The 26,960-nt window shown below is 68.9% G+C and carries 19 protein-coding genes and 3 tRNA genes; 11 read left to right on the forward strand and 11 right to left on the reverse strand.

Annotated features, from left to right (window positions below; all coding sequences use genetic code 11):
* Window positions 1-347: 347 nt before the first annotated feature.
* Both QSK05_RS06110 and QSK05_RS06115 read left to right on the forward strand, forming a co-directional pair.
* Window positions 348-2,009, forward strand: coding sequence for an NAD-dependent epimerase/dehydratase family protein (locus QSK05_RS06110; protein ID WP_285594749.1), 1,662 nt, complete (start codon window positions 348-350; stop codon window positions 2,007-2,009).
* Complete coding sequence (locus QSK05_RS06115) at window positions 2,006-3,121, forward strand: YlbL family protein (protein ID WP_285594751.1); 1,116 nt, start codon at window positions 2,006-2,008, stop codon at window positions 3,119-3,121. The genes QSK05_RS06110 and QSK05_RS06115 overlap by 4 nt, the downstream gene beginning before the upstream one ends.
* Window positions 3,122-3,202: 81 nt before the next feature.
* Here the strand turns inward: QSK05_RS06115 and QSK05_RS06120 are convergent, their stop codons facing one another.
* Entirely contained in the window at window positions 3,203-3,754 is a 552-nt protein-coding gene (locus QSK05_RS06120; protein ID WP_285594753.1) for a PPA1309 family protein, read from the reverse strand.
* A 133-nt stretch (window positions 3,755-3,887) separates the two neighbouring features.
* Between QSK05_RS06120 and QSK05_RS06125 the strand changes: the two genes are divergently transcribed.
* Together QSK05_RS06125 and QSK05_RS06130 are read left to right on the forward strand one after the other, a co-directional pair.
* A complete protein-coding gene (locus QSK05_RS06125) occupies window positions 3,888-6,926 on the forward strand; it encodes a UPF0182 family membrane protein (RefSeq protein WP_285594755.1) in 3,039 nt (1,012 codons plus the stop codon).
* 67 nt (window positions 6,927-6,993) lie between these two features.
* Window positions 6,994-7,067, forward strand: a tRNA-Met gene (locus QSK05_RS06130).
* A 74-nt stretch (window positions 7,068-7,141) separates the two neighbouring features.
* On the opposite strand, the gene fucO is transcribed toward QSK05_RS06130, so the two are convergent.
* A complete protein-coding gene (gene fucO / locus QSK05_RS06135; RefSeq protein ID WP_285594757.1) occupies window positions 7,142-8,293 on the reverse strand; it encodes a lactaldehyde reductase in 1,152 nt (383 codons plus the stop codon).
* A 322-nt stretch (window positions 8,294-8,615) separates the two neighbouring features.
* Between fucO and QSK05_RS06140 the strand changes: the two genes are divergently transcribed.
* The 4 genes from QSK05_RS06140 (at window position 8,616) to QSK05_RS06155 (ending at window position 11,279) form a co-directional block, all read left to right on the forward strand.
* Window positions 8,616-9,794, forward strand: a complete 1,179-nt coding sequence (locus QSK05_RS06140) for a GH12 family glycosyl hydrolase domain-containing protein (RefSeq protein ID WP_285594759.1) — start codon at window positions 8,616-8,618, stop codon at window positions 9,792-9,794.
* A gap of 101 nt (window positions 9,795-9,895) precedes the next feature.
* A tRNA-Met gene (locus QSK05_RS06145) sits at window positions 9,896-9,969 on the forward strand.
* A gap of 133 nt (window positions 9,970-10,102) precedes the next feature.
* Window positions 10,103-10,176, forward strand: a tRNA-Met gene (locus QSK05_RS06150).
* A gap of 173 nt (window positions 10,177-10,349) precedes the next feature.
* On the forward strand, window positions 10,350-11,279 hold the full coding sequence (locus tag QSK05_RS06155) for a nucleoside hydrolase (RefSeq protein ID WP_285594761.1): 930 nt from the start codon (window positions 10,350-10,352) through the stop codon (window positions 11,277-11,279).
* A gap of 185 nt (window positions 11,280-11,464) precedes the next feature.
* On the opposite strand, the gene QSK05_RS06160 is transcribed toward QSK05_RS06155, so the two are convergent.
* Together QSK05_RS06160 and QSK05_RS06165 are read right to left on the reverse strand one after the other, a co-directional pair.
* Window positions 11,465-12,802: a flavin monoamine oxidase family protein gene (locus tag QSK05_RS06160; protein ID WP_285594762.1), complete on the reverse strand. Its 1,338-nt coding sequence runs from the start codon at window positions 12,800-12,802 to the stop codon at window positions 11,465-11,467.
* A gap of 90 nt (window positions 12,803-12,892) precedes the next feature.
* The gene (locus tag QSK05_RS06165; RefSeq protein ID WP_285594766.1) at window positions 12,893-13,831 is read right to left on the reverse strand and encodes a LysR family transcriptional regulator; all 939 of its coding nucleotides are present in this window, start codon (window positions 13,829-13,831) and stop codon (window positions 12,893-12,895) included.
* A gap of 70 nt (window positions 13,832-13,901) precedes the next feature.
* Here QSK05_RS06165 and gabT point away from each other — a divergent pair, with 70 nt between their 5' ends.
* From gabT to QSK05_RS06180, 3 genes are all read left to right on the forward strand, one after another.
* A complete protein-coding gene (gabT, locus tag QSK05_RS06170; RefSeq protein WP_285594768.1) occupies window positions 13,902-15,221 on the forward strand; it encodes a 4-aminobutyrate--2-oxoglutarate transaminase in 1,320 nt (439 codons plus the stop codon).
* Window position 15,222: 1 nt separating this feature from the next.
* Window positions 15,223-16,650 carry an NAD-dependent succinate-semialdehyde dehydrogenase gene (locus QSK05_RS06175; protein WP_285594770.1) on the forward strand — a complete coding sequence of 476 codons (1,428 nt, stop codon included), beginning with the start codon at window positions 15,223-15,225 and terminating at the stop codon, window positions 16,648-16,650.
* Between the two features lie 177 nt (window positions 16,651-16,827).
* Complete coding sequence (locus tag QSK05_RS06180) at window positions 16,828-18,897, forward strand: methyl-accepting chemotaxis protein (protein WP_285594772.1); 2,070 nt, start codon at window positions 16,828-16,830, stop codon at window positions 18,895-18,897.
* 25 nt (window positions 18,898-18,922) lie between these two features.
* Here QSK05_RS06180 and QSK05_RS06185 read toward each other — a convergent pair whose 3' ends face one another.
* From QSK05_RS06185 to QSK05_RS06215, 7 genes are all read right to left on the reverse strand, one after another.
* On the reverse strand, window positions 18,923-19,981 hold the full coding sequence (locus QSK05_RS06185; RefSeq protein WP_285594774.1) for an FxLYD domain-containing protein: 1,059 nt from the start codon (window positions 19,979-19,981) through the stop codon (window positions 18,923-18,925).
* A 23-nt stretch (window positions 19,982-20,004) separates the two neighbouring features.
* Entirely contained in the window at window positions 20,005-21,069 is a 1,065-nt protein-coding gene (locus QSK05_RS06190) for a hypothetical protein (RefSeq protein ID WP_285594775.1), read from the reverse strand.
* Window positions 21,070-21,133: 64 nt separating this feature from the next.
* Window positions 21,134-21,946, reverse strand: a complete 813-nt coding sequence (locus QSK05_RS06195) for an N-acyl homoserine lactonase family protein (RefSeq protein WP_285594776.1) — start codon at window positions 21,944-21,946, stop codon at window positions 21,134-21,136.
* Window positions 21,943-23,511: an ABC transporter ATP-binding protein gene (locus QSK05_RS06200; RefSeq protein WP_285594778.1), complete on the reverse strand. Its 1,569-nt coding sequence runs from the start codon at window positions 23,509-23,511 to the stop codon at window positions 21,943-21,945. Before QSK05_RS06200 ends, QSK05_RS06195 begins: the two co-directional genes overlap by 4 nt.
* A complete protein-coding gene (locus QSK05_RS06205; RefSeq protein WP_285594780.1) occupies window positions 23,508-24,509 on the reverse strand; it encodes an ABC transporter permease in 1,002 nt (333 codons plus the stop codon). Before QSK05_RS06205 ends, QSK05_RS06200 begins: the two co-directional genes overlap by 4 nt.
* Window positions 24,506-25,357: an ABC transporter permease gene (locus tag QSK05_RS06210; protein WP_285594782.1), complete on the reverse strand. Its 852-nt coding sequence runs from the start codon at window positions 25,355-25,357 to the stop codon at window positions 24,506-24,508. The genes QSK05_RS06205 and QSK05_RS06210 overlap by 4 nt, the downstream gene beginning before the upstream one ends.
* 4 nt (window positions 25,358-25,361) lie before the next feature.
* Entirely contained in the window at window positions 25,362-26,957 is a 1,596-nt protein-coding gene (locus tag QSK05_RS06215) for an ABC transporter substrate-binding protein (protein WP_285594784.1), read from the reverse strand.
* Window positions 26,958-26,960: the final 3 nt, after the last annotated feature.

Raw genomic sequence — 26,960 nt, forward strand, 5'->3', positions numbered from 1 at the left:
CCGCGCCGTCCACGCTGTCCCATGACCCCGTCAGCAGCCCCAACGACCGGGCGGACGCGATCGAGCCCCCGATCCAATCCGCCCACGGCGAACGCGCCCCTCCCTCGTGATCATGCAAAACCTCCCCAGAGTTCTAGAACTGTGATGGACGGAGTTCTAGAACGCCGGGGAGGTTTTGCATGATCACGAGAGGTTGGTGGGTGGACATGAGGGGTGGGTGGACGGTGTTGGTCTGCTCCAGGAAGGGCTCCAGGCTCCGGGTCTGACAACGTCGTCCCTTCGTACTCGCGCTGTTGCCCCGGCGCCCCGGGGTGCCAGGAATCGGCTGGTGATGATGGGATTCCCCCGTGACCCCGACACGCCGCCCCCGTTTCCTGCCCGGATCAGGTGGTCAGCCGGGTCCAGGGGTGATCGCCGTCACGGGCGCCGCCGGGCCCGCCGGCCGGGCGCTGGTGCGCTCCCTGCTGGCCCGGATGAGTGAAACCGCCGGCCCCGGGCCGGCGCCACGGCGGGTGATCGCGATCGACTCGGCCGAGCGGATCGCACGGCTCGTGATGCCCGCCCCGGTGAAGCATCCCGAACCCGCTCCGGAGCCCGTGGCGGAACCGGGGCCACCGGGTCTGCCGGGTCTGCCGGGTCTGCCGGGTCTGCCGGGGCTGGAGTATGCCGCCGAGGAGACCAAGGACATCGACCCGGCCACGGACGCGGACCTCGTCCCACCCGTGACCGCCGCCCCCCACAGCGAAGGGGTGCCGACCGACGAAGGTGCCGCGTCGTCCTCAGGTGCCGATGGGAACAGCACCGCGGAAGACCGGCCCCGCCGCCGCTCCTACCTGCCCGCCGGGCTCACGGCCCGTCTCGAGCCGAAGCCCAGGGACCCGAAGCCCAAAGACCCGAAGCCCAGGGACCCGAAGCCCAAAGACCCGAAGCCCAAGGACCCCAAGCCCAGAGACCCGAAGCCCCAGGACGCGAAACCCCAGGATGTGGCGAAAGAGGAGGACGAGCCGGGTGTTCCGGAACTCGGCATCGTCCCCGGCACCGACACCGGGGTGGAGTGGCGCGCGGCCGACATCTCCTCGCCCGACGTGGTCACCGTCCTGGACTCCGCCGACGTCGTGATCCACCTGGCCACCGCCGACGACCTGGCCGAGTCGGTCACCGGCAGTGCCTCGGACCGCAGGGTGCGGGCCGTACGTGCGGCGCAGGCCGTGAGCATGGCCGCGGCCGCGGTCGGAGCGCGCCGTCTGGTCGCGGTCACCAGCGCGATGGTGCTCGGTGCCCGCCCCGACAACCCGGTGCCCCTGGCCGATGACGCGACCTGCCGCGCCGAGGCCGACGAGGGCCAGGTGGGTGATCTGCTGGAGGTCGAGCGGGTGCTCGAGCGCATCCCGCGGGTGCACCCGGGCCTGGCCTTCACCCTGCTGCGCCCCGCGGCCCTGGTCGGGCCGGGCGTGGACACCGCCGTCACCCGGCACTTCGAGGCGCCCCGCCTGCTGGTGCTGCGCGGCACCGGTACGCAGTGGCAGTTCTGTCACGTCGACGACCTGTCCGCCGCGATCTGGACGGCGATCACCCGGGGCCTGGACGGGCCGCTGACCGTGGGGGCGGCCGGGTCGCTGGACGAGTCCCAGGTCGAGACGATCAGTGGGATGCGGCGTCTGGAGGTGCCCGCCGGCCTGGCCTTCAGTACCGCCGAGCGGCTGAACCGGGTGGGGGTGCTGAACACCCCGGCCAGTGAGCTGGCCTATGTCGTGCACCCCTGGGTGATCGGCTCGGCCGGACTGCTCGCCGCGGGCTGGCAGGCACAGCAGGACAACGAGTCCTGTCTGAAGGGGCTGCTCGACGACCAGCGTCGCCGCCGGGTCACGCCGAGCGGTCGAAGGGTCGGCGGCCGCGATGCCGCGATGGGTGCGGCCGGGGCGGCCGTGGCGTTGCTGGGAACCGCCGCGATCGTGCGGCAGGCCAGGTCGCGTCAGTCCAAACGCCGCCGCTCTACCCTTGAACCGTGACCGACCAGCCCGGAGCCCAGCCCGAACACCACGACGACTGGGTTCCGCCCCGGTCGGGTCTGATCGACCCCCGCACCGCGGTGATGCTGATCGCCTGTCTGTTCGCGGTGGTGCTGTCCGCCGTGGTGGTGCTGCTGCCGGTGAAGTACGCGATCCTCAAGCCCGGTCCGGTGCTGAACACCCTGGGCAACAGCACCGACAAGAAGCCGCTGATCTCGATCTCCGGCCACCCGACCTACGAGACCTCCGGCACGCTCGACCTGACCACGGTCTCGGTGCTCGGCGGTCCTGACCGCACGGTCACCCTGATCCAGGTCATCGACGGCTGGCTGCGGCGTAGCAGCGCGGTGGTGCCGGAGGAGCAGGTGTTCACGCCGGGGGAGACCCAGGAGCAGTCGGACGCCGAGAACCAGGCCGAGATGACCTCGTCGCAGGAGAGCGCGACCGCCGCGGCCCTGTGGGCGCTGGGCATCGACGTGCCGACCACGCTGACCGTGGCGGGCACCGACCCGTCCGCGCCGGCGGCCGACGCGCTGAAGAAGGACGACGTGATCCTCGGCCTGAATGGGAAGAACGTCGGTGACCTGGCCGAACTGCGCACCATGCTGGCGGCCACCGGCCCGGGCGACGACGTGACGGTGAAGGTCCGCCGCGACGGCAAGGCGCGAGCGGTCACCACCCAGACCGTCCAGGCCGAAGACGGTGACACGGTGCTCGGCATCTACATCACGCCGGACTTCGACTTCCCGTTCGACGTGAAGATCCAGATCGAGGACATCGGCGGCCCGAGCGCCGGCACGATGTTCGCCCTGGGCATCATCGACAAGCTCACCCCGGGCGACCTGACCAACGGTAAGGACATCGCCGGCACCGGCACGATGGACGCCGACGGCACGGTCGGCCCGATCGGTGGCATCCGGCAGAAGCTGGTCGGGGCCCGCGAGGCGGGCGCCGAGTACTTCCTCGCCCCGGCGGACAACTGCAACGAGGTGGTCGGGCACGTGCCCGACGGCCTGCAGGTGGTCAAGGTCAAGACGCTCGACCAGGCGCGCACCGACGTCGAGAAGATCGCCGCCGGCGACGCGTCCGGGCTGGCCGGGTGCGATTCCTGAACTGAATGGAGGACGACGCACCGCACCTTCGGTGCGTCCGTCCCGTCAGCCCTGTCCGTCCCGTCAGTCTCGTCAGTCTCGTCAGTCCAGGGTCGCGGCGACGCCCTCGACCAGTCCGGGGGCGAGGTCGCGGCCCACCGCCACGTTGTCGTCGGCGTCGTGGTCGCGGGCCCGCACGGCGCAGCAGTACTCACCCGAGCGCAGCACCGCAGCGCCCAGTCGCACGTCCCGGCGGTCCGGATGCTGCTCGATCCAGGCGGCGGCCGATTCCTCGTCGTCCGGGATCTGGTCCTCCACCTCGGGCGGCAGCACCGTGCGTTCCACCACCACGGCGCAACCGTCCACCGATTCCGGCCAGGCGATCTGGTGCAGAAGTTCTTCCAGGTTCTGGGCCTGCGGCAGGCCCTCCTGCTCGACGGCGGTCAGGTGATCGGGGTCTTCCTGCGAGGCGTTGATCACCTCGGTCGGCAGCCGGGAGGCCAGGGAAGGATCTCTCTGGAGCGCGGCCGCGGTCTTGACCAGGGCGAACACCCGCACCGGGGCATCCCAGCCGGCGGTGGCGACGTGACGTTCCAGCTCCACGATCACGCGGCGGACGGAGAGCGAGCGGGGGTCGGCGAGTTCTTCTGTCACGGCCCGCAGTCTTCCATCCGAAAGATCTTCGGGCTTCCTCACCTGCTGGCCAGTTGTTCCAGCCGGTATTCACAGCGCCACATCAGCTGCGTCAGGTAGGGAACCGGGCGGATGGTGGGTAAGTTCTCCATGCGTGACCTATGAGCGCGACCCCCGAGGCCCACGGCCGGTCCTGAACAAACGCAGGCGCGGAGCTCTGGCACCTACGCTGATCACTCTCGGCGTGCTCATCGTGCTGGGTCTGATCGCGTCCCAGATGTGGACGGAGGTGCTCTGGTACCAGTCGGTCGGATTTGCGAAGGTTTATCAGACCGAGCTGATCACCAAGATCATCCTGTTCGTGCTGGGCGCCGCCGTGATGGGTGCGGCCGTGGCGGCCTCGCTGATCATCGGCTACCGCAGCCGCCCGATCTACGCCCCGATCTCCACCGAGCAGGTGGGGCTGGACCGCTATCGCGAGAGCATCGAGCCGCTGCGTCGCCTGGTCGGCATCGCCGTGCCGGTCGTGCTCGGCCTGTTCGCCGGCTCGGCCGCCAGCCAGCAGTGGCAGACCGTTCAGCTGTGGCTGCACCGGGTGCCGTTCGGCCAGAAAGACCCGCAGTTCAAGATGGACATCGGGTTCTTCGTGTTCACGCTGCCGTGGTTGCAGTTCCTGGTCAGCTTCCTGACCGCCGCGGTGTTCCTGGCCGCGATCGCTGCACTCGTGACGCACTATCTCTACGGCGGTCTGCGGGTCCAGGGCGGTGGGCAGCGCCTCACCTCGGCGGCCCGCATCCACCTCTTCGTGCTGGCCGGCTCGTTCCTGGTGCTGCGCGGCCTGGACTACTGGCTCGCCCGGTACGCGCTCTCCACCAAAGACTCGCGGCTCATCACCGGTCTCACCTACACCGATGCCAACGCCGGGCTGACCTCGCGCGGCGTGCTGGCCGGGATCGCGGTGATCATCGCGGTCCTGTTCATCGTGGCTGCCTTCGTCGACCGCTGGCGGTTGATCCCGCTCTACGGCACCGCCCTGCTGGTGGTCTCCGCGATCGTCATCGGGGGCATCTACCCGGCCGCCGTGCAGCGGTTCCAGGTGCAGCCGAGCGCGCAGGAGCTGGAGCGTACCTACATCCAGAAGAACATCAAGGCCACGAGAGATGCGTACGGTCTGGAGAACATCAAGACCGAGACCTACAACGCGCAGTCCGAGGCCGACGAGAAGGATCTGCGGGACAGCGCGGAGAGCATCCCGGGCATCCGCCTGCAAGACCCCTCGCTGGTCAGCCCCACGTTCTCGCAGCTGCAGCAGATCAAGCAGTACTACTCGTTCGCGGACACCCTCGACGTGGACAAGTACAGCATCGACGGGGAGACCCGCGACGCCGTGGTCGCCGCCCGGGAACTGAACATCGACGCGGCCCCCAGCGAGCAGCGCAACTGGGTCAACGACCACATCGTCTACACCCACGGCTACGGCATGGTCGCGGCCTACGGCAACGAGCGCTCCGCCGACGGTCGCCCGGTGTTCATGGAATCGAGCATCCCGAGCACCGGGAAGCTCGGTGAGTACGAGCCGCGCATCTACTTCGGCGAGAACTCCCCGGACTACTCGATCGTGGGCGCACCCGAAGGCGCCGCCCCGCAGGAACTCGACATCCCCGACGACACGGCCGCCAGTGGCCAGCAGAACTACACCTACGCGGGCGACGGTGGCGTCAAGGTCGGCTCGACCCTGCGTCAGCTGCTCTACTCGATCAAGTTCCAGGACCAGAACATCCTGCTGTCGAAGCAGGTGAACGCCGATTCACAGATCCTCTACGACCGCACGCCGCGCGAGCGGGTCGAGAAGGTCGCGCCGTTCCTCACTCTCGACGGCGACCCGTACCCGGCCGTGGTGAACGGCCGGATCACCTGGATCATCGACGCGTACACGACCACCTCGCAGTACCCGTACTCACGCACCCAGACGCTGGAAGACGCCACCTCCGACTCGATCACCAAGACCACCACGGCGGTCAGCGCCCTGGACAACACCCGGGTCAACTACATCCGTAACTCGGTGAAGGCCACGGTCGACGCCTACGACGGCTCGGTGAAGCTCTACACCTGGGACAACGAAGACCCGATCCTCAAGGCCTGGACCAAGGTCTTCCCCAACACGGTCGAGCCGATGAGTGACATCAGCGCCGACCTGATGTCGCACCTGCGCTACCCGGAAGACCTCTTCAAGGTCCAGCGCGAGCTGCTGCAGCAGTACCACGTGACCGATGCGAACGCGTTCTACTCGCAGCAGGACTTCTGGACGGTGCCCGACGACCCGACGAAGACCACGGCCAACGCCCTGCAGCCGCCCTACTACCTGACCCTGCAGATGCCGGGCACAGACACCACGAACTTCTCGCTGACGTCCACCTTCATCCCGGCCGGCCGAACCCGCAGTGTGCTCACCGGCTTCCTGGCGGTGGACGCGGACGCGGGCAGTGATCCGGGCAAACCACGGTCCGACTACGGGCAGATGAGACTTCTGCAACTGCCCAAGGACACGGTGATCTCGGGCCCGGGCCAGGTGCAGAACTCGTTCAACTCCGACCCTGACGTCTCCTACCTGCTCAACCAGCTGCAACGCGGAAACGACAGCTCGGTGCAGCGAGGTAACCTGCTCACGCTGCCCCTGGCCGGTGGCCTGCTCTACGTCCAGCCGGTCTACGTGCGGGGCAGCGGCAACACCTCGTACCCGCTGCTGCAGAAGGTGCTCGTCTCGTTCGGTGACGAGATCGGGTTCGCCGACGACCTGAACGGTGCGCTCGACCAGGTCTTCGGCGAGGCCAGTACCGGCGGTGACAGCGGTGACGGCGCCGGTTCCGGGGACGACTCCGGGGACACCGGTGACACGGCGGTGGCCAATGCCCAGCAGCGCCTGAACAGCGCTCTGGAAGCGGCTCAGAAGGCGTTCACCGACGGGCGCACGGCTCTGCAGAACAATGACTTCGCCGCCTACGGCGTGGCGCAGAAGACGCTGGAGAGCGCACTGGAACGGGCGACCGAGGCGGAGGCCGCACTGAAGGCCGCGCAGACGGCCGCCGACGCGACACCGGCGCCCAGCGCGTCGGCCAGCCCGTCGGCCAGTGCAAGTACGAGCCCCAGCACCAGTACGGGCAGCACCGAGATCACGACCAGTCCGTCGAACTGAACGCAACGTCTCGCGGCGGTGTCGATTTGCTGTCTGTCCTGAGGACGGCATATTGTTGAGACATCGCCGCGGGGTGGAGCAGCTCGGTAGCTCGCTGGGCTCATAACCCAGAGGTCGCAGGTTCAAATCCTGTCCCCGCTACAAAGATTGAGGCCCGGTCTTCTCAGTGAGAAGACCGGGCCTCAATTGTTTGGCCAGGGATTGCCGGCCAGGGCTCAGAAGACGGACCGGTACAGCTCCTCGATCTCCGCGACCGTTGCTTCCCGCGGGTTGCCGCCCGCGCAGACATCGTCGAACGCTGCTCGGGCCAGGGCCGGCAGATCTTCCTCGCGGGCACCGACCTCCCGCAGCCGGGTCGGGTTCCCCAGGTCGCGGGTCAGGGTGGCGACCGCCTCGACCGCCGCGATGCGGGCCTTCTCCAGCGGCATCGTGGCGGCGTCCGGCACCCCGAAGGCGGCGGCGATGTCGCGGTAGCGCTCGGCGCTGCTCTCCGCATTGAAGGCCATCACCGGGGCCAGCAGGATCCCGTTGGCCGCACCGTGCGGCGCGGAGTAGAAGGCGCCGAGGGGATGGGCCATGGCGTGCACCAGGCCGAGGCCGACGTTGGAGTAGCCCATCCCGGCCACGTACTGAGCCAGGGCCATCCGTTCCGCCGCGGCCGGGTCGCCGTCCGCCGCCGCGCGCAGGGAGCCGGCGATCGTGGTGATGGCCTTGAGGTGGAACAGGTCGGACAACTCCCAGGCGCCCTTGGTGAGGTAGCCCTCGATCGCGTGGGTGAGCGCGTCCAGACCGGTCGCGACCTTCAGCCCGCGGGGCGCGCCGGCCATCATCTCCGGGTCGACGACGGCCAGCACCGGGATGTCGTGCGGATCGACGCAGACGAACTTGCGCTGTCGCTCCTCGTCGGTGATCACGTAGTTGATGGTCGTCTCGGAGGCGGTGCCGGCGGTGGTGGGCACCGCGACGATCGGCACCGACGGGTTCTTGGTCGGGGCCACACCCTCGAGTGAGCGCACGTCGGCGAACTCGGGGTTGGCCACGATGATGCCGATCGCCTTGCAGGTGTCCTGCGGTGATCCCCCACCCACGGCGATCAGGACATCGGCGCCGGACGCCCGGAAGGCTTCGACACCGGCCTGCACCTTGGCGATGGGCGGGTTGGGCAGCACGTCGCAGAACACCTCGTAGGGCAGGCCCGCACCCTCCAGCAGCCCGGTCACCCGACCGGTGACCCCGGAGTCGACGAGCACCTGGTCGGAGACCACGAACGCCTTCCGGAACCCTCGCCGCGCCAGCTCGTCCGGAATCACCTCGATCGAACCGGCACCGAAGTAGGCAGTCTGGTTCCAGATCATTCGATACGCCATGACACATGCTCCGCTCGAACCGGCTGGTTGAAACCTTTCAATCCGACGCTAGGGGTGGCTCGGGCGCAGTCACACCATCCAAGGCCCTGCCGTCGCGGGACCTCCAGCCGAAAACCACGTGTCTCACGACTGTCCCGGTGTCATCGTCGGTATCACCCGCCACAGCAAAAGCGCCGACTGCCAGGCATCTTCGCTAAATCGATCCTAAATCCAAGTCCGTGGGCAACTTTCGCCCGGCGCCCGACAACTGGACAGACGTAACTCCTCCGATCGTGGCTTTCGACGCCGCGTGCCCTGACACCGGAAAGAGAAGACACTCTTCATGAAGGCTCGTATCGCGCTGGCCGCCGCCGCTGTGGCCGCCGCCGTCGTCGGAGGCGGCATCATGCTGTCCGGCCCCGCCTCGGCCGTCGAGACAACCCTCTGCGACCAGTACGCCTCCACCAAGGTGCAGGGTGGTGAGTACATCGTCCAGAACAACCGCTGGGGAACCGGTGCCGCCCAGTGCATCGATGTCAGCGACGACGGGTTCACCATCACCCAGCAGGAGGGTGTGAACTCGGGCGGGGCCCCGACGGCCTACCCCTCGCTGGTCTGGGGCTGCCACTACAACAACTGCACCAATAACTTCTCGCCGATCAAGGCCAGCTCCACCGAGTTCACCGGGATCGGCTCCAAGGCCTCGATGAAGTACGTCTCCGGTGGCGTCTGGAACGCCTCGTACGACATCTGGTTCGACCCGACCGCGCGTAAGGACGGCCAGAACACCGGCGCCGAGGTGATGATCTGGGCCAACCACTCCGGTGGCGCCTCACCGGTCGGCTCCAAGGTCGGCACGGTCACCACCGCCGGTGGCACCTGGGACGTCTGGTACGGCAACATCGGCTGGAACGTGGTCTCGTACGTGCGCACCTCGGCGGCCTCGTCCGTCGACTTCAAGGTGACGGACTTCTACAACGACGCCGTGCAGCGTGGCTACGCCCAGAGCTCCTGGTACCTCACCAGCATCCAGGCCGGCTTCGAGCCGTGGAGCGGTGGAAAGGGCCTCGGGATCTCCGGTTTCGCGGTCACCAAGGGCACCAGCGGCTCGACCCCGGTCGTGACGACGGCAGCGCCCACCGTGCCGGCGGCGACGCCGACGGCCACCACCACGACGCCTCCCGTGACGACCACGACGACCGCCCCCAGCACCGGTACGGGGACGGCCAAGTGCACCGCGACCTACAAGGTCTCCCAGTCCTGGGGCTCGGGCTTCATCGGTGAGGTCACGGTGAAGAACACCGGTGCCGCCACCTCGAAGAACTGGAAGGTCGCCTGGACCTGGCCCGCGAGCCAGAAGGTCGTCTCCAGCTGGAACGCCACCTCCGCCCAGTCGGGCACCAAGGTCACCGCCGCCAGCCTGAACTACAACGGCGCGGTCTCCGCCAGCGGCACCACCCAGTTCGGGATGCAGGTGGACGGTGCGTCCGCCACCCCGAAGCTGACCTGCAGCGCCGCCTGACCCCCAGCGGCGAGTGGGCCCGGTCCTCTCCGGAGGACCGGGCCCGTCCGGGTCAACGGATTCGCGTTCTCGGACGGGGTGTGACAGTGTTGAGCTACCGACGCGGGGTGGAGCAGCTCGGTAGCTCGCTGGGCTCATAACCCAGAGGTCGCAGGTTCAAATCCTGTCCCCGCTACAAGTAGTAGTGAAAGAAGCCCGGCCCTTGATCCTGAGGGCCGGGCTTCTTCGTGGCTGGCCGGGCTTCTTCGTCCCTGATGGAGCAACGGATTCGCGTTCTCGGCCCAGGTGTGACAGTCTTGAACTACCGACGCGGGGTGGAGCAGCTCGGTAGCTCGCTGGGCTCATAACCCAGAGGTCGCAGGTTCAAATCCTGTCCCCGCTACAAAGATTGAGGCCTGGTCACCGGACATCCGGAGATCGGGCCTCAATGGGTTTGGCGGTCCGGTCCAGTGGCCTGGTCCGGCCTGGTCCGGCCCGGTCCGGCCTGGTCCGGGCCCGAAACGATGCTGGGATAGGCTGACCGGCTGTTCGTTTCGCCTTCTCCTGGGAGTCACCTTGTCCGAGCTACCGGTCCACTTCGACTGCGACACCGGGATCGACGACTCCCTGGCCCTGGGACACCTGGTTTCCTGCACCGGCATCGAGCTGGTGAGCATCAGCACGGTGAGCGGCAACATCGACGCCGCGCAGGCGGCCCGCAACACGCTCGACCTGCTGGCCGTACTGGGCCGCGACGACATCCCGGTCGCCGTCGGCGAGCACCACCCGCTCGTGGGCGGCTATGCCGGTGACGCCCCGCACGTGCACGGTGGGAACGGCATCGGCGACATCGCTCTGACCCGGTCCGCCCGCGAACCGGAATCGATGAGCGGCCCCGAGCAGATCGTCGAGGCGGCGCTGACCCACGCGGGCCGGCTGCACCTGGTCGCGGTCGGGCCGCTCACCAACCTGGCCAAGGCCCTCGAGCTGGAGCCGCGCCTGCCCGAACTTCTCGCCCACGTCACCATCATGGGCGGCGCGGTCTGGGTGCCCGGCAACATCACCGATCACGCCGAGGCCAACATCGGCAACGACCCCGAGGCCGCGGCCATCGTGCTGGGCGCCGGCTGGCCGGTCACCCTGGTGCCGCTGGACGTCACCCTGACCCACACGCTCGACGTCACCGCCCAGGATGCGCTGGCGGCCGCCGGGGGCGGCTTCCAGACGGCGCTGGCCGGCATGCTCGACTGCTACCTGGGATTCCACGAGACCCGGTACGGCAGGCGTGTGAGCGCCCTCCACGACCCGATGGCCACGATGCTCGCCGTCGGCGACATCGCGGCGGCCACCGTGCGGTCCACCGGCATCCGGGTCGAGACCTCCGGCGCCGAGCGGGGTCGCACCGTGGCGGTGGAGACCGGCCCGGTGATCGACGTGGTCACCGCCATCGACGATGCGGTCGGTCCGCTCCTGCTCGAGCGGCTCCTCGGCCTGAAGAACGCCTGAGGGCCATCCTGGCGAAGGCTCGCCCCGATCACCGGGACGACCCACCGGAGGCGGGCTTTCGTCCGCTTTCCGGCACTCGGTCGCCCCTGGCGACATCCGCCGGTGACGCAGCAAGGCCCGGGTTCTGTGCAGAACCCGGGCCTTTTCGATGTCTGTCGATGTTTTCAGTGGTCGGAAGGTGTTCCTCAGATCGATTCGGCGAGCATCCGTCCCACCCGGATGGCCCCGTCGACATGCTGGAAACCGAGGCCGGCCACGTCGGACGTGCCGAACGAGATCGGGCCCACCGGCTCACGCAGTGTGGCGCCGTACCGGGTCAGGCCACCGATGTCGAAGCTGGTCGCGTAGGCCCCGGCGGTCCACTCCTCGGCCATCCACTGGCTCTCGTAGTAGGCCTCCGGCTGCAGGGCCCGGTCGCCGTAGTAGGCGGCCAGTGAGGCCAGGGTGCGGGCGCGACGCTCCTGCGGCGACAGCGCGAGCAGTTCGTCCGCGTTCTCGTCCGAGACGAAACCGACGAGCGTTCCGCGGGTCTCGTCGTGGTTGGTGTTGTCGTAGGACTCGTGCACCACTTCGTACGGGCTGAAGGCGGTTCCGGAGAGCCCGTCCTCGCGCCAGAACGGTGTCGGGTACGTGATGTGCAGTTTGAGCACGATGCCGAACGAGGTGTGCTGGCGGGCCTGCATGTGCACGGGGGGCAGGTTGGGCGTGAAACCGATACGGGAGACCAGGGTGGGCGGTACGGCCACGATGACCCGCTTCGCCCGCCAGGTGCCGTTCACCGTGGCGCCGTCGGCGTCCCAGGCGATCGAGGTCACCGGAGTGCCGGTGACCACCCGGTCGCCCAGCTGTTCGGCCAGCAGCAGCGGTACCTGCTGCAGGCCGCCCTCCACCCGCCGGTCGAGGATGAAGTCGGCGTCGACCAGATGGCTGAAGCTGCCCGCGCTGGCGGCCATCAGCACCGCGGACAGCGCGGAGAAGGAGTGCGCGGGCTTGGTCAGCATGGCCGGGCCGATGTAGAGGGCGATGTTGTCGCGCGCCTCCACGTCGTCGGTCTGCTGTTCCAGCCACGCGGAGAAGGAGACGCGGTCGAGCTCGGCGGCCCCCGGCATGTCCCACGGGCTCAGCGGGTCCATCTGCCCGGCGAGTTTGTCCAGCAGCACGGTGAGGCGGTCGACCTCGGCCGCGGTGTGCTCCGACACCGGGAACGCGGCGCCGTCGAAGGTGCGGCGCACGCCGTCGCGGCCGACGTAGACGCTGCGCCCCTCGCGGTAGCGGGTGAAGGTCTTCAGCCCGAGCTCGTCCAGGGTCTCCAGCAGGGCGGACTGGTCGGGGGAGACCCACTGCCCGCCCAGTTCCAGGCGCACGCCGTCGATCGTGTCGGTCCACAGGCGACCGCCGATGCGCATCCGGGCCTCCAGCACCACCACGCTGCGGCCGGCCTTCGCCAGGCGGGTGGCCGCGGTCAGGCCGGTGACGCCGGCGCCCACGACCACGACGTCGACATCAGTTAGGGCGGCACTCATGATCAGGAATCTCCCTGGAGGTACGTATATCGTCGTGACGAGTGTCGATGGCGCTTGAATCCGCGTCAAGCGCGGTTAACAGCGACGAAATCAATGGGTGGACGCGGTTGGGTCCACGTTTTCCGCAGGTTCGGCTCCCGATGCGGGCACCACGTCCGGGCCGTACTGCTCGGCGCAGAAGGCGGCCAGTCGCCCGGCCAGAGCGGCCAGGGCGGTCGCGGCGTGATGATGCGGGTCCCAGGCGGCGTAGAGGCTGATCCGGACCGGACCGGCGGGGCCGGTCACGGCCACCGGGGCGAGGTCGAAGCGGGGATCGTCCGAGACCACCGCCACACCGCGGCCCGCCGCGGCGAGGGCCTGGGCCACCCGGGCGTTCGTGCACTCGATCACCTCCCGATAGCTCAGACCGGTTCCGTCCAGCGCCTCGTCCAGCAGCTGGCGGGGCCGGAAGTCGACGGTGAGCAGCAACAGCGCCCTCTCGGCGAGCTCACCGACGTCCACCGTCGGGCGCCCGGCCCACGGATCGTCCCTGCGTACCTGGGCCCAGATCGGCAGCACGGCCAGCGCGTGCGAGGCCAGGTGCCGGGCCGGTGGCCGGGGCACGATGGCCAGATCCGCACCCGAGCTCAGAGCCGCGTCGGCGCCCCGGGGGTCTAGCTGGCGCACGATGGGGACCGGGTCGTCGGGGTGCAGAGTGGCCAGGAACGGGGCCAGCACGTCGTTGAGCGTGGTCGTGGGCACGGCCAGATGCAGCTGGTCCAGGCGTCCGGAGGCGATCGAGGCGCAGGCCCGCCGCACCTCGTCGGCCTGACGCAGCAGATTCCGGGCCAGGGGCAGGAACTGTTCACCGGCCGGGGTCAGTCGCAGCCGATGCCCCTGTCGCTCGAACAGCGGCAGGCCGATGTCCTGCTCCAGCTGACGCAGCTGTCGGGAGAGCACGGGCTGGGTCACGTGCAGCCGGGCCGCGGCCCGGGTCGCGGAGCCGGCGTCGACCGTCTCGGTGAAGTAACGCAGCAATCGGAGGTTCATGCTCACAAGGCATGAATTTAGTGTTGAACAGGTCTTGGACAACATGAGAAGGACGTCGCACCCTCGTGATATGCCCCGTGAACCCCTTGCCCAGAGCCGTCACCTCGGCACCGAGCTGCCCGGCCCGAAGTCGGTCGCCCTGATGCAGCGCAAGCAGGCCTTCGTCAGCCCGGGGGTCGGCACCACCCTGCCGGTCTTCGCCGCCCGCGCGGCCGGGGGCATCGTCGAGGACGTCGACGGCAACCGCTTCATCGATCTCGGTTCGGGCATCGCCGTCACCACGGTCGGCAGCAGCGCCCCGCGCGTGGTCGAGGCCGTGCAGGCCCAGGTCGCCGACTTCACCCACACCTGTTTCATGATCACCCCGTACGAGTCGTACGTGCAGGTCGCGCAGGCGCTCGCCCGGCTCACCCCCGGTGACCACGAAAAGCGGTCGGCCCTGTTCAATTCGGGCTCCGAGGCGGTCGAGAATGCGGTCAAGATCGCGCGTTCCTACACCGGCCGCGACGCCGTGGTGGTGTTCGACCACGCCTACCACGGCCGCACCAACCTGACCATGGCGATGACCGCCAAGGTCGCCCCGTACAAGCACGGGTTCGGCCCATTCGCCGGTGAGGTCTACCGGGCGCCGATGTCGTACCCCTCGCGCGACGGTCTTTCCGGGGCCGAAGCGGCGCGGCGCGCGCTGTCGCAGATCGAGACCCAGGTGGGTGCCGGGAATCTCGCAGCACTGGTGATCGAGCCGATCCAGGGTGAGGGCGGTTTCATCGTCCCGGCCCCCGGATTCCTGGCTGCGCTGGCCGACTGGTGCACGGAGCACGGCGTGGTCTTCGTCGCCGACGAGGTGCAGTCCGGATTCGGCCGCACCGGGACCTGGTTCGCGGTCGAGCAGGAGAACGTCGTGCCCGACGTGGTGGTCTCGGCCAAGGGCATCGCGGGTGGGCTTCCGCTCTCGGCGGTCACCGGTCGCGCAGACATCATGGACGCGGTGCACACCGGCGGTCTCGGGGGCACCTACGGGGGTAACCCGCTCGCCTGCGCGGCCGCCCTCGCCGTGATCGAGACGATCGAGGCCGACGGCCTCCTGGAGAGGGCCCAGGAGATCGAGACCCTGGTGCTCGGGCGTCTGCACGATCTGAAAGACCCCCGTATCGGTGACATCCGGGGCCGGGGCGCGATGCTCGCCGCGGAGTTCGTCGACCCGGCGACCGGTGAGCCGGACGGCGCCCTGGCGAAGGCGGTGGCGGCCTATGCTCACGCCCAGGGCGTCATCACCCTGACCTGCGGCACCTGGGGCAACGTGATCCGGTTCCTGCCGCCGCTGAGCATCTCCGACGAGCTGCTCTCCGAAGGGCTGGACGTCATCGCCGCCGCGCTGAAGGAGATCTGAGATGGACTACACCAAGGGCGTTCTCATCGGCGGCACCGGGCGGGCCGGTAGCCGCGGCACGTTCGGGGTGGTCAACCCGGCCACGCTCGAGGTCATCGCCCAGGTCTCCGACGCCGGCCCGGACGACGCCGTGCTGGCCGTCGACGCGGCCTCGCAGGCGTTCCGCGCCTGGGCCGACACCGCGCCCCGGGCCCGGGCCGACCTGCTGATGAAGACCCGCGAGCTGATGCTGCGCGACACCGAGGAGCTCGCCCGGCTGATCGCGGCCGAGAACGGCAAGTCGCTCACCGACGCCCGCGGTGAGGTGATCTACGCGGCCGAGTTCTTCCGCTGGTTCGCCGAGGAGGCCGTGCGCCCGCACGGTGACTTCGGCTCTTCCCCGGCCGGTGGCACCCGTACCATCGTCACCCATCACCCGGTCGGCGTGGCCGCACTGGTCACACCGTGGAACTTCCCGGCCGCCATGGCCACGCGCAAGATCGCCCCGGCCCTGGCCGCGGGCTGCACGGTGGTGCTCAAGCCCGCCGCCGAGACCCCGCTCACCGCACTGCACATCGCCGCCCTGATGGCCGAGGCGGGGATCCCCGACGGTGTGGTCAACGTGGTGCCGGGGGAGGACGCCCCGGCGATCGTCGCGGCCTGGACCGACGACCCCCGCGTCCGCAAGATCTCCTTCACCGGTTCCACCCAGGTCGGCCGCCAGCTCCTGCGCCAGGCCTCCGAGAGGGTGATGAACACGTCGATGGAGCTCGGCGGCAACGCTCCCTTCATCGTCACCGCCGATGCCGATCTGGACGCGGCCGTGGACGGGGCGATGATCGCCAAGTTCCGCAACGGCGGGCAGGCCTGCACCGCGGCCAACCGGTTCTACGTGCACGCCGACGTCGCCGCCGAGTTCACCGCACAGCTCGGCGCACGCGTCGAGGCCCTGAAAGTGGGCCCGGCTGCTGACGGTTGCGACATCGGACCACTGATCTCCGCGAAAGCCCTGGCGAACGTCCACCGTCTGGTCGAGAGTGCTCTGGTGACCGGTGCCCGCATCGCCCACGAAGCAAAACCCGCCACCGCCCCGGGGCACTTCTTCACCCCACTGGTGCTGACCAACGTCACCACCGAGTCGGACGTGGTGCGGGAGGAGTCGTTCGCGCCCATCGTCCCGATCGTCACCTGGACCGATCCCGAAGACCTGCTGACCCAGGTGAATTCCACCGAGTATGGCCTGGCCGCCTACATTTTCGCCGGTGACCTGGGCGTCGCACTGAAACTGGCCGAGCGCGTCGAGGCCGGCATGATCGGTGTCAACCGGGGCCTGGTCTCCGACCCGTCGGCGCCGTTCGGTGGGGTCAAGCAGAGCGGCATCGGCCGGGAGGGGGCCCGCGTGGGGCTGGAGGAGTACACGGAGACGCAGTACTTCAGCGTCGCCTGGTAACCCGACCCTTCGTCCGTGATCATGCAAAGGTTCCCCGGGGGCGTCTGCATGATCACGGCCGGTCGGGTTCGGGGCGCCGGGCGGGCACTGCTGGGTCACTGCTGGGTCACCGATGACTTTGGTCCTTTCGTATCCGTGAACGGTCAAGAGCCGGCCGGTATCTGTCGAGACGGGGGCATGACCACGTGGGAGGGCGACCAGACAGTGGTTCACCGGAGCAGCAAGCCGGCGTTCCTTCGGCCCTCGCTGGCGGTGACCGATCGGCTGCGTTCCAGCTCTCGCCTGATTCTCGTCATCGTCATGCTGCTGATCCCCGGGGCCGTCGCGACCTGGTCGTTCGCGGCGGTGATGGACGAGCAGACCAGTTTCGCCGGGCACGAGCGCGTCGGGGTCGACGTCTTGAAGCCGGTGCTCGACGAAATGGTCCAGGTACTGGCCGGGCAGACCCCGGACCTGGCGGCCCTGACCGCGCTGGCCGGTGATCATCCCGAACTGCGGCTGGACGATGCCGTGCAGGGTCTGCGCGACGGGGGTGCCGATCCCATCGCTCAGATCGACGCCCTGACCCAGCTGGTGACCGCGATCGGCAACTACTCCAACCTCATTCTCGACCCGGACCTCGACTCCTTCTACGTGATGGATGCGCAGGTGGTCCAGCTGCCCAGGATGGCGCAGGTCGCCGTGCACGCAGCGCATCCCGGTACCGGAGGGTCGCTCAGTTCCCGGATCGCTGATCAGGCGGTCCTGGCCGGAACTCTGCAGAGTGCGGCCGACACCATCGAGGCAGACGCGACGACGGCCGCGGCCAACAGTTCACTGAGTGGTCTGGACCAGAAACTCGCCGCGGTGCCCACCCTCGCCGAGGCGGGCCGGGTCCTGGCCGGGAAGCTCAGCGGTGGTCTGGCCCGCCCCGGGGCGGTCAGTGACCAGGACTTCACCGCGGCGGTGACGGCTGCTGTCGTCCCCCTCACCACCGTGCTGGAAGAGCTTCTCGACGCCCGGATCGAGCGGCTGGAGGCACGCCGCGACCGGGTCCTGGTGCTGGCCCTGATCTTCTTCGTGATCGGGGTCTGGTTGGCGGTCGGGGTCTGGTGGCGCACCCAGCACGATGTCCGGCAGACCGTGGCCGGGGTGATGGCGATCACGACGGGTGATCGGCAGAGACATCCGCTTCCGTCCGGTCGTGACGAGATGGGCGACATCGGCCGGGCACTGATGGTGGCCCGGGAACAGCTGGGTTCTTCGGCCGAGGAACTGCGCTCCGCCCATGCCGCCCAGGCGGCGCAGGCCCAGGACACCTTCCTGCGCCAGCGGGAGGCGGAGAAGCAGTCGCGGGAGCGGGCCAAGGAAGTGGTCGCCCAGACGTCGGCAACGGTCGTCGTGGAACTCCAGTCGGTGGTGCGGGACGTCGAGGCGGTACGCACCACAGCCGGGACGATCGACGGCCGGGTGGCGGGTGCCCACCAGATCACCCGCGACGTGGTGGCCCGGGCCGAACAGGCGAACCGGGTGGTGATGGCCCTGGGGGAGAGCCTGAACAAGGTGGCGGGTATGGCGCACCTGATCGCCGGGGTGGCCGACCAGACGAAGCTCCTGGCCCTGAACGCGAACATCGAGGCGGCCCGGGCCGGTGAGGCCGGCCGTGGCTTCAGCGTGGTCGCCGCCGAGGTGAAGAACCTGGCGATCGCCACGGCCACGTCGACCGAGCAGATCACGAGCATCATCAGCCGGATCGAGATGGACGCCGTCGAGATGCACGGCGCCATCGGCGGAGTGGCCGCCAGCATCGAGGGCGTCGACGAGGCCACCTCCGGACTGGCCGGGGTGGCCGAGGAACAACTGGCGCTGGTCGAGCGCCTGGATGCTTCGCTGAACGAGACGATCCAGCGGCTGAACGGCATGGAACGTATGGACGAGGTCCTGGAACGCCGTGGGCGCGAACGGGTCCCGGTCTCCAGCCCGCTCCGGATCACCTACCGTGGGCAGACCCGGACGAGCGTCCCGATCGACCTGAGCGAGACCGGACTCGGATGCGTCCCGCCGGACGGCCCGGCGCTGTCGATCGGTGACCGGGTCGAGGTGGCGCTGGAGGTCATGGGCCGTCCGATGCAGTTCAAGGCCCAGGTGGTCCGGGTGAACGGAGGCGAGAACCCACTGCTGGGGCTGCAGTTCACCGACCTGACCGCCGAGGAGCGGGACTACCTGATCCGGGTGGTCGAGGACCGGCTTCAGCCGGTCCGGCGGTGAGCCGAACCGGCTGACGTCACTGAGATCAGCTCTCGCGCACGAATTCGTAGGGGTGGGCGCTGTAGGTCAGACCGGAGTGCCAGTTACTGTAAGTGGTTTCGAACTTCCGGGTCTTCCCGGCCGCCAGGGGCAGGTCGCCCCAGCTGAAGTCCGCGCCGACCAGGACGCCACGCTTGTCCCGGGCCTCGACGGCGACCGTGATGTAGGGAACCTTGCGGCTGGAGTTGTTGGTGACCTTCCCCGACCACTCGACCGTGGTGATCCCGTGGTAGCTGCTCGACGTCTTCTTCACCGCCGAGACCTTGAGCTTCGCCGGGCTGAGCGCAGACCGGGTGCCCCATGACGGCTTCACCTTCGCACTGGCCGTCTTCTTCAGCACCGCGGCCGACGCTTCGGGCCACACGGTGAAGGGGGCACGGGATCCGGGGGCCATCAAGACCCAGGTCCCGTTGAACTTCTCCTTGTACGTCTTCAGCAGTTTCCCCTGGGCGTCGTACAGCGAGACGTCCAGGACCGGCACCGAATGCCATTCGTTCGAGACATTGACCAGCTCACCGATCACGCTGCTCTCGAAGTTCCGGCTCATCCGCTGCGTCAGCACACCGATGGTCTGGCTCTCCGGCACCACGCGTGCCATCAGGTCGTAGGACTTGGTCTTGCTGTAGCCCTTGGGCGATGCGACGACCAGGTAGTAACTGCCCTTGTTCAGCATCCGCCCGATCTTCTCGGGGCTGGTGCCCGAGCTGTTCGAGGCGTTGAGCTTCTTGCCCGATGCGTCGTAGAGGCCGAGGTTGTAGTTGGTGGGCAGGTTTCCGAGCAGCGCGTAGAGGTAACCGCGGCTCTTGAAATCGACCCGGTACCAGTTGCGCTGGCTCTTGCTACGAATCGTCGACTTCTGCCAGGTGTTCGCGGGCATCGCGGCCCGCTTCTTCACCGCGGCGAAGGTGTGGGACGGCGCGTAGGCCGTGGCCGCCTCGGCCCGGCCGGTGAAGGTGGGGCCGGACGAGACCAGGAAACCCATTACCAGCAGGGCGGCCACGGGCAGGAGCAGGAACCTGCGTCTGGAGATCAGTGATGAGAACATGGAAGGCCCTCCAGTGGGGGAACTCAGGAAGTCTCGTAGGCACGAACGGTGTAATGGACCGGCGTGGAGCGTCGGCCGGAATGGCTGACGACGAACTTCTTCGTCGCGCCCGGAGCCAGATTGGGCTGCCAGATACCGTCGACGATGTCGACCACAACGCCCCGCTTGTCCCGGCCTTCGAGGAACACATTCACGTCATGAGCCGTGCGGCTCGAGGTATTGGTGACCTTCACCGACCAGTCGACATCGGACCAGGCGCCACCGCCGTAGACCCGGGTCGTCGTCTTCTTCAGGCCGGAGACCTTGAGACCCACACGAGTCCTGACCGTCTGCTCCTGCCAGTGGGGTACCACCTTCACACTGGCTGCCCGCTCGAAGTACGGGGCCCGCTCGACGAATGCCGAATAGTGGACGCGGGCTCCGGGAGCGATCGGGATCCAGGGGTGGTTGCTCTGCTTCTTGTACTTCTTCAGCAGCTTTCCGCGGGAGTCGTACAGCGAGACATCCATCTGGACGACCTCGAGCCAACTGTCTGAGACATTGACGATCTCACCGACCGCGTGGTTCGAGGTGCGGGCCAGACGCTGGGTGAGCACACCGATGGTGGCGCTCCTCGGCACGACCCGGGCCATCAGCTCGTAGTTACTCTTGCTGTGACCCTTCGACGAGCCCACCAGCAGGTAGTACGTACCCGCGTCGAGCATCCGCCCGATGCTCTCCGGTTTCGTCCCCGCGCGGTCGGACACGTTGAGCTGCTTGCCCTTCGCGTCGTACAGCCGCAGGTTGTAGTCGGCCGGCAGGCTCCCGAGCAGGGCGTAGAGATAGCCACGGGTCTTGAGGTTCACCCGGTACCAGTTGCGCTGGCTCTTACTGCGGATCGTGGACTTCTGCCACGAGTTGGCCGGCATCGCGGCGCGTTTCTTCACCGCCGCGAAGGTGTGGGACGGCTGGTACGAGGCTGCGGCCTGGGCGCTCCCGGCGAAGGGGAGAAGGCTCAGGGCCAGCATGACGATGATCGGCAGCAGGAACAGCCTGCGCCGTGAGATCCGCGTGGAGATTGCGACCGCCCCTGGTGAAAAGTAGATCAAGAGGGGCGATCGTAAGACATATATGTCCGAAAAATCCGGTCAATAGATCACAGGAACCTCACAGTCAGGAGATCGTGGTCTCCCGCCACGGCGCCCAGTCCGGGTCGTGGCCCGGCCAGACCTCGGTCCCGTCCTCCTGATCCAGGGCGTGGAGACGCCGGATCGCGGTCACGGCGTGAGGTTCGTCCTCGGGGAGCATCGTCGTCCCGCAGGGCAGGGCCTCGACGATGTTCTGCCGCAGATCCGCCGCGTCGCAGGCCAGAACCACCGTACGGGTGGGCAGCTCGATCCGGAACGACTGGTGGCCCGGGGTGTGGCCGCGGGTGTCCAGGGCGGTGACGCCTTCTGCCAGTTCGGTGTCGCCGTCGAGCAGCACGATGTCCAGGCCTTCGCGCAGGAAGTCGCTCGGCACGGTGACGTAGTTGCTGTCGAGTTCCGGTATGCGCCGCGCGAACTCGTACTCGGCGCGCTGGATCAGCACCGGGGCGTCCACCAGGCGCAGGCCCCCGGTGTGATCGAGATGCACGTGCGAGATGCCGCATCCCTTGAGCTGCTGCCAGGACAGCCCGAGCGCCGCGACCTGGTCGGCCAGCGGATCGCCGGGTGGTAGCAGGGCGGTGTAGCTGTCGAAGTTGAGATATTCCGCCCGGGCGGCCGGATCACGCACCACGTCGACGTTGAATCCGCTGTCGAACATCAGCCAGCCGTTCTCGTACACCACGGCGGCCGCGGTGACCGGTTCCAGCAGGAACCGGGCCGGATCGCCGCCGGGCACCGAGACCGGCTCCGGGATCGGCTCGTAGCCCACGATCATCGGGTGCATCCGCAGTGGACGGCCGGTCAGGCCGAGCGCGGAGTCCCAGTCCCGCACGCTCACGAAACAGCCGCCAGACTGGGCGAAGCCGCCAGCAAGCTCTTGGTGTACGCATGCTCCGGTGCCTCGAACACCCTCCGCACCTCACCCTCCTCGACGATCCGGCCTTCGGTCATCACCGCGATCCGCCCGGCGATGCGCTTGGCCACGGCCAGGTCGTGCGTCACGAGCAGCAGCGCCACACCGGTGGTCCGGCGCAGGTTGTCGAGCAGTTCCACCACCTGGGTGGCCAGTGTGGCATCGAGCGCACTGACCGGCTCGTCACACAGCAGCACCCGGGGGGAGGAGGCCAGGGCCCGGGCGATCGCCGCGCGCTGGCACTGCCCACCCGACATCTGGCGCGGTCTCGAGCGGGCCACCGCGGGATCCAGGCCGACCTGCTCCAGAAGCTCGGCAACCCGCCCCGGCCGGGCCGATCTGGCCATCCCGGCCAGCTCCAGTCGCTCCGCGATCTGGGCGCCCACCGGCATCCACGGGGTCAGTGAGGCGCGCGCATCCTGAAAGATCAACTGCGGACGCGCGTCCGCTGCACTCCTGATCTTGCCTTCCGTCGCCTGCTCGAGGCCGGCCGCGATCCGCAGCAGGGTCGATTTGCCGCTGCCGCTCTCACCCACGAGCGCCACCGACTCGCCCTCGGCCAGGTCCAGGGAAACCCCGTGCAGCACGCGACGACTCTCCCGGCGGTGATGCGGGACGGGGAAGTCCTTGGTGATGTTCCGCAGTCGGAGCACCGGGTTCGCTGTGGCGAACGAGGTTTCCGCTGCGCCGAACGGGCCGGCGATGTCCAGCCGCGATGCCAGCAGCTGCCGGGTGTACGGGTGCTCCGGCGAGCGCAGCACCTTCCTGGCCGATCCCTGCTCGCGGATCCTCCCGGCCGACATCACCACGATGCGGTCGGCGATCTGCGCGGCCACCCCGAGGTCGTGGGTGATGAGCAGCACCGAACAGCCGTGCTGTTCGCGCAGCCGGGCGAACAGGGCGACCACCGTGGCCTGCACACTCACGTCGAGCGCCGTGGTCGGCTCGTCTGCGACGATCAGCGCGGGTGCCTCCTCGGGATCGGTCGCGATCGCCCCGGCGATGCTCACCCGCTGCCGCAGACCGCCGGAGAGCTGGTGCGGCCAGTAGTGAAAACGGGCCTCCGGCTCGGGTACACCGCACTCCGCCATCGCCGCCACACCGCGTTCGTCCGAGGCACCGCGTTCGCAGACCTGCGTCCCCGCCTTCATGGTCGGGTCGAGCGAGGTCAGCGGATCCTGGAAGACCGCGCCGAGCCGGTGCCGGCGCACGTGGTGGCGCGCCTTCTCGGGGCCGTGCAGCATGTCGACACCTGGGGGCACCTCCCGGCCCCCTTGGGGCTGGGGGACGATCTCGATGGTGCCGCCGATCTGCGCGTGTGCGGGCGGGATGCCGAGCAGGCAACTGCCCAGCACCGTCTTGCCGGAGCCGGACTCACCGACCAGTGCGACGATCTCACCGGCCCGGATCTCCAGGTCCACACCGTCCACGGCCCGCTTGTCCCCGAAATCGACGGTCAGACCGCTGATCCGGGCCACGATGTTGCTCACTCCGACTCCCTCAGTCGCGGATCGATCAGAAGCTGCAGGGTGTCCACGAGGAAGTTGAGCAGCACGTAGGCCACCCCGAGCACCAGCACCACGCCGGTGATCGCGGCCAGGTCGGAGGCAGCGATCGCGGTGGAGAGGTAGCGGCCCAGACCCGGCCAGGAGAAGAGGCTCTCGACCACCACGGAGCCACCGAACATGATGCTCACCTGGAGCCCGGCCATCGACAGGGCCGGCCCCGCGGCGTTGCGCAGTCCGTGTCGCCACACCGTCAGCCACCAGCCCGCGCCCTTGGCCCGGGCCGAGCGGACGAAGTCCGCCGCCATCACCTCTCGCAGCGAGGCCCGCAGGACCCGGCCGATCGCCACCGCCGGTCCGAGCGCCAGCACCACGGCGGGCAGGACGACGTGCCAGACCGCGTCGAGGAATCCGCCCGGGTCGCCGTGCAGGAGCGAGTCCAGCAGGGTCATACCGGTCGGGCCGTCGGCCGTGTCGCCCCGGCCACCGGCCGGGAACCAGCCCAGGTCGCGGTAGAACACGAGCAGCAGCACGATCGCCAGCAGGAACGAGGCGGCGGAGGCCCCGGCGACCGAGACCACCCGCACCAGGCCGCCGGTCAGGCCGTCCCGGGCCCCGACCACGCCGAGCAGCAGCCCGCCGATCAGGGCCAGCAACGCCGCGACCAGCACCAGTTCCAGCGTGGCGGGTAGATAGGTGGCGATGTCGTCGGCCACCGGCCGCCGGGTGGAGACCGAGGTGCCGAGGTCGCCGTTGAGCAGACGGCCGAGATAGCCCACGTAGTGGGCGATCAGCGGCTCGTCCAGACCCAGCCGCTCCCGGGCCGCGGCCAGGGCCTCGGGTGAGGCCGTACGCCCGGCCAGCACCCGGGCCGGGTCGGAGGGCAATTGCCGCTGAATCAGGTCGACCACGAAGGTCAGCACCAGCAGTACCCCGGCCATCGAGGCCAGGCGAACACCGAACTGCCGCACGAAGCCCGTCATCCGATCCGCTCCTGCACACCGTCACCGGCAAAGTTGGCGGCCATGGTCACCACGAAGAGCACCGCGGCCGGGGCCAGGGCGACCCAGGGCGCACTGAACAGATAGGTGAAGCCGGCGGCCGACATGCTCCCGATCTCCGCGGCCGGCGCGGGTGCGCCGAGACCGATGAACGAGAGGGAGGCCAGCAGCAACAGCACCGATCCGACGTCGAGGGAGGCCACGACCACGATCGGGCGCAGCACCCCCGGCAGCACGTGACGCAGGGCGACCCGCAGCGGGGACATCCCCGCCGAGCGGGCCGCGTCCACGTGGGGGAGTACCCGTACGGCCCGCACCTCGCTCCGGACGATCCGGGCGTACCAGGGCCACCAGGTGGCCGTGACGGCCAGCAGCACGTTGCGCAGACCGGGGCCGAGCGCCGCCACCACGAGCAGCGAGACCAGGGGCCCGGGCAGCGCGAGTACGGCGTCGGTGAGGCGCATCAGCACCGCGTCCACCCAGCCGCCGAGCGTTCCGGCGATCGTCCCGATGATCGTCCCGATGAGCAGACTGCACACGATGATCCCGAGCACACCCCACCAGGACGAGGCCAGACCCAGGACCACCCGGGAGAGCACGTCGCGGCCCTGTTCGTCCGTGCCCAGCCAGTGCTGGGTCCCCGGAGACAGGAAAGGCGTCCCCACGATCTCGGTCTCACCCGAGGGCACGAGCCAGTGGGCGAACGGCAGGATCACCGTGAGCGCGACGATCAGGTACAGGCACCAGAGTTCCAGCCGCCCGGCCCCGCCCCGTCGCGGCCCCGCGAGCCGGAACCACCGCCGTCCCGGCGTCGCGGTCGCCACTGTCATGTTCTCAGCTCCGCTTCAGGGTGCGCAGGTCGAGGGTGACGGAGAGCGGGAGCCAGTGACCCGCACCGGTCAGGTCCTTGCTCATGATGAACGCGTCGTCGATGTCGGCCAGCGTGATGTAGGAGACGTCGTCGTGGATCGCGTCCCCGGCTGCGCCGTATGCCTTCTCGGCGACCGTCTCGTTCGTGGCCGCCGCGCCCCGGTCGATGTACCGGTCGGCGGTGGGAGTCCCCCCGGCCAGGTAGTTCAGTGCGCCGTTGCCCTTGGTCAGGTCGGAGTACCAGAACAGCCGGGCCCAGGTGTCGGGGTGGGCCGAGTCCGGATAGGCGGTCTCGAAGAGCAGGTCCGGCGCGGTGTCGAGACTGCCCGACAATCCGTAGATGTCGTTGCCCTGCACAGCGACCAGTTCGACGGTGGCCCCGGCGTCGGTCCACTGGGCCTGGAGCGCCTCGGAGGCCTGCTGGTCGGCGGTGTGCCCGGCAATGTACCCGAGGGTGATGGTCTTGCCCTTGGCCAGGGTCGCGAGGTCGCCGGCCGCGGTCTGCCAGGTGTCGGTCGCCGTGCCGTCGGCCACCATCCCGCCCGGGTACATCTGCCCGGAGACCTTGGCGTAGTCGCCCCAGACCTGGCTGACCAGGGTCGTGCGGTCGATCGAGTCGCGCAGTGCCTCGCGCAGTTTCACGTCCGACAGGGTGCCGCTGGTTTTGACGTGCAGGTTGGCCTTCTGCAGGGTCGGGAACTGCTCCACCTGGTAGTCGGCGTCTTTCGCGAACTGCTGCAGCGTGGCCACCGGCTGCCCGGTGATGATGTCCAGGTCGCCGCCCTCCAGCTGCAGCAGCTGGGTCGCCACGTCGCTGATCACCTTCACCGTGACCGTTGCGAAAGAGGGCTCGGAACCCCAGTAGTCGTCGCGCCGGGTGAGATCGTACTCCTGGCCCGCGGTCATCGAGCCGAGCTGGTAGGGCCCGGTGCCGGCGGTGTGCGTCTTGAGGTACTCCAGCGCGTTGTCGGCCTTGTTCTCCTCCAGCACCTGCGAGTCGATCACCTTCGGCCCGAACGGGCTGGCGACCAGGGAGAGGAAGGAGCTGCTGGGCGCCTTCAGCTTCACCACGAAGGTGTGGTCGTCGGGCGTCTGGTACTTGGCGACACCGGCCACCATGTAAGCCATCTGGGACTCCACCCCGGGGGCGGCCAGGCGCTCGAAGCTCGCCTGGACGTCGGCGGCGGTCATGGCCCGGCCACCGGCGAAGGTGACGTCGTCGCGCAGGGCGAAGGTGTAGGTGAGCCCGTCGGCGGAGATCTTGTACGACTTCGCCAGCATCGGCACGATCTCGTCGGTGGAGTCGGCGCTGTAGCTGAGCAGCCCCTCGTAGACGGCCGTGAGCACCTGGTTGCCCTCGTACTGGTAAACGGTCTGCGGGTCGAGCGTCGGCATCTCGGAGGAGATCGCCAGGCGCAGCGCGTCGTCCGGCCGGTCCCCGGCCGATCCCGAGGCGCCGCCCGAGCAGGCGGCGAGGGCCAGGGTGATGGTGGCCAGCCCGGCGCCGACTCCGAGGTTCCGGCGGAGGTGCCTGCGGTGAGGGGACATTCGGCGGCTCATGGG

Source organism: Kineosporia sp. NBRC 101731 (assembly GCF_030269305.1).
Lineage (GTDB): Bacteria > Actinomycetota > Actinomycetes > Actinomycetales > Kineosporiaceae > Kineosporia.

Excerpts from the sequence above, each read along its gene's own strand:
- fucO (WP_285594757.1), bottom strand. The coding sequence starts at position 8,293 with ATGGCGTATCGAATGATCTGGAACCAGACTGCCTACTTCGGTGCCGGT.
- QSK05_RS06175 (WP_285594770.1), top strand. The coding sequence starts at position 15,223 with ATGGACTACACCAAGGGCGTTCTCATCGGCGGCACCGGGCGGGCCGGT.
- QSK05_RS06180 (WP_285594772.1), top strand. The coding sequence starts at position 16,828 with ATGACCACGTGGGAGGGCGACCAGACAGTGGTTCACCGGAGCAGCAAG.
- QSK05_RS06205 (WP_285594780.1), bottom strand. The coding sequence starts at position 24,509 with ATGACGGGCTTCGTGCGGCAGTTCGGTGTTCGCCTGGCCTCGATGGCC.
- QSK05_RS06165 (WP_285594766.1), bottom strand. The coding sequence starts at position 13,831 with ATGAACCTCCGATTGCTGCGTTACTTCACCGAGACGGTCGACGCCGGC.
- gabT (WP_285594768.1), top strand. The coding sequence starts at position 13,902 with ATGCCCCGTGAACCCCTTGCCCAGAGCCGTCACCTCGGCACCGAGCTG.
- QSK05_RS06210 (WP_285594782.1), bottom strand. The coding sequence starts at position 25,357 with ATGACAGTGGCGACCGCGACGCCGGGACGGCGGTGGTTCCGGCTCGCG.
- QSK05_RS06140 (WP_285594759.1), top strand. The coding sequence starts at position 8,616 with ATGAAGGCTCGTATCGCGCTGGCCGCCGCCGCTGTGGCCGCCGCCGTC.
- QSK05_RS06185 (WP_285594774.1), bottom strand. The coding sequence starts at position 19,981 with ATGTTCTCATCACTGATCTCCAGACGCAGGTTCCTGCTCCTGCCCGTG.
- QSK05_RS06160 (WP_285594762.1), bottom strand. The coding sequence starts at position 12,802 with ATGAGTGCCGCCCTAACTGATGTCGACGTCGTGGTCGTGGGCGCCGGC.
- QSK05_RS06215 (WP_285594784.1), bottom strand. The coding sequence starts at position 26,957 with ATGAGCCGCCGAATGTCCCCTCACCGCAGGCACCTCCGCCGGAACCTC.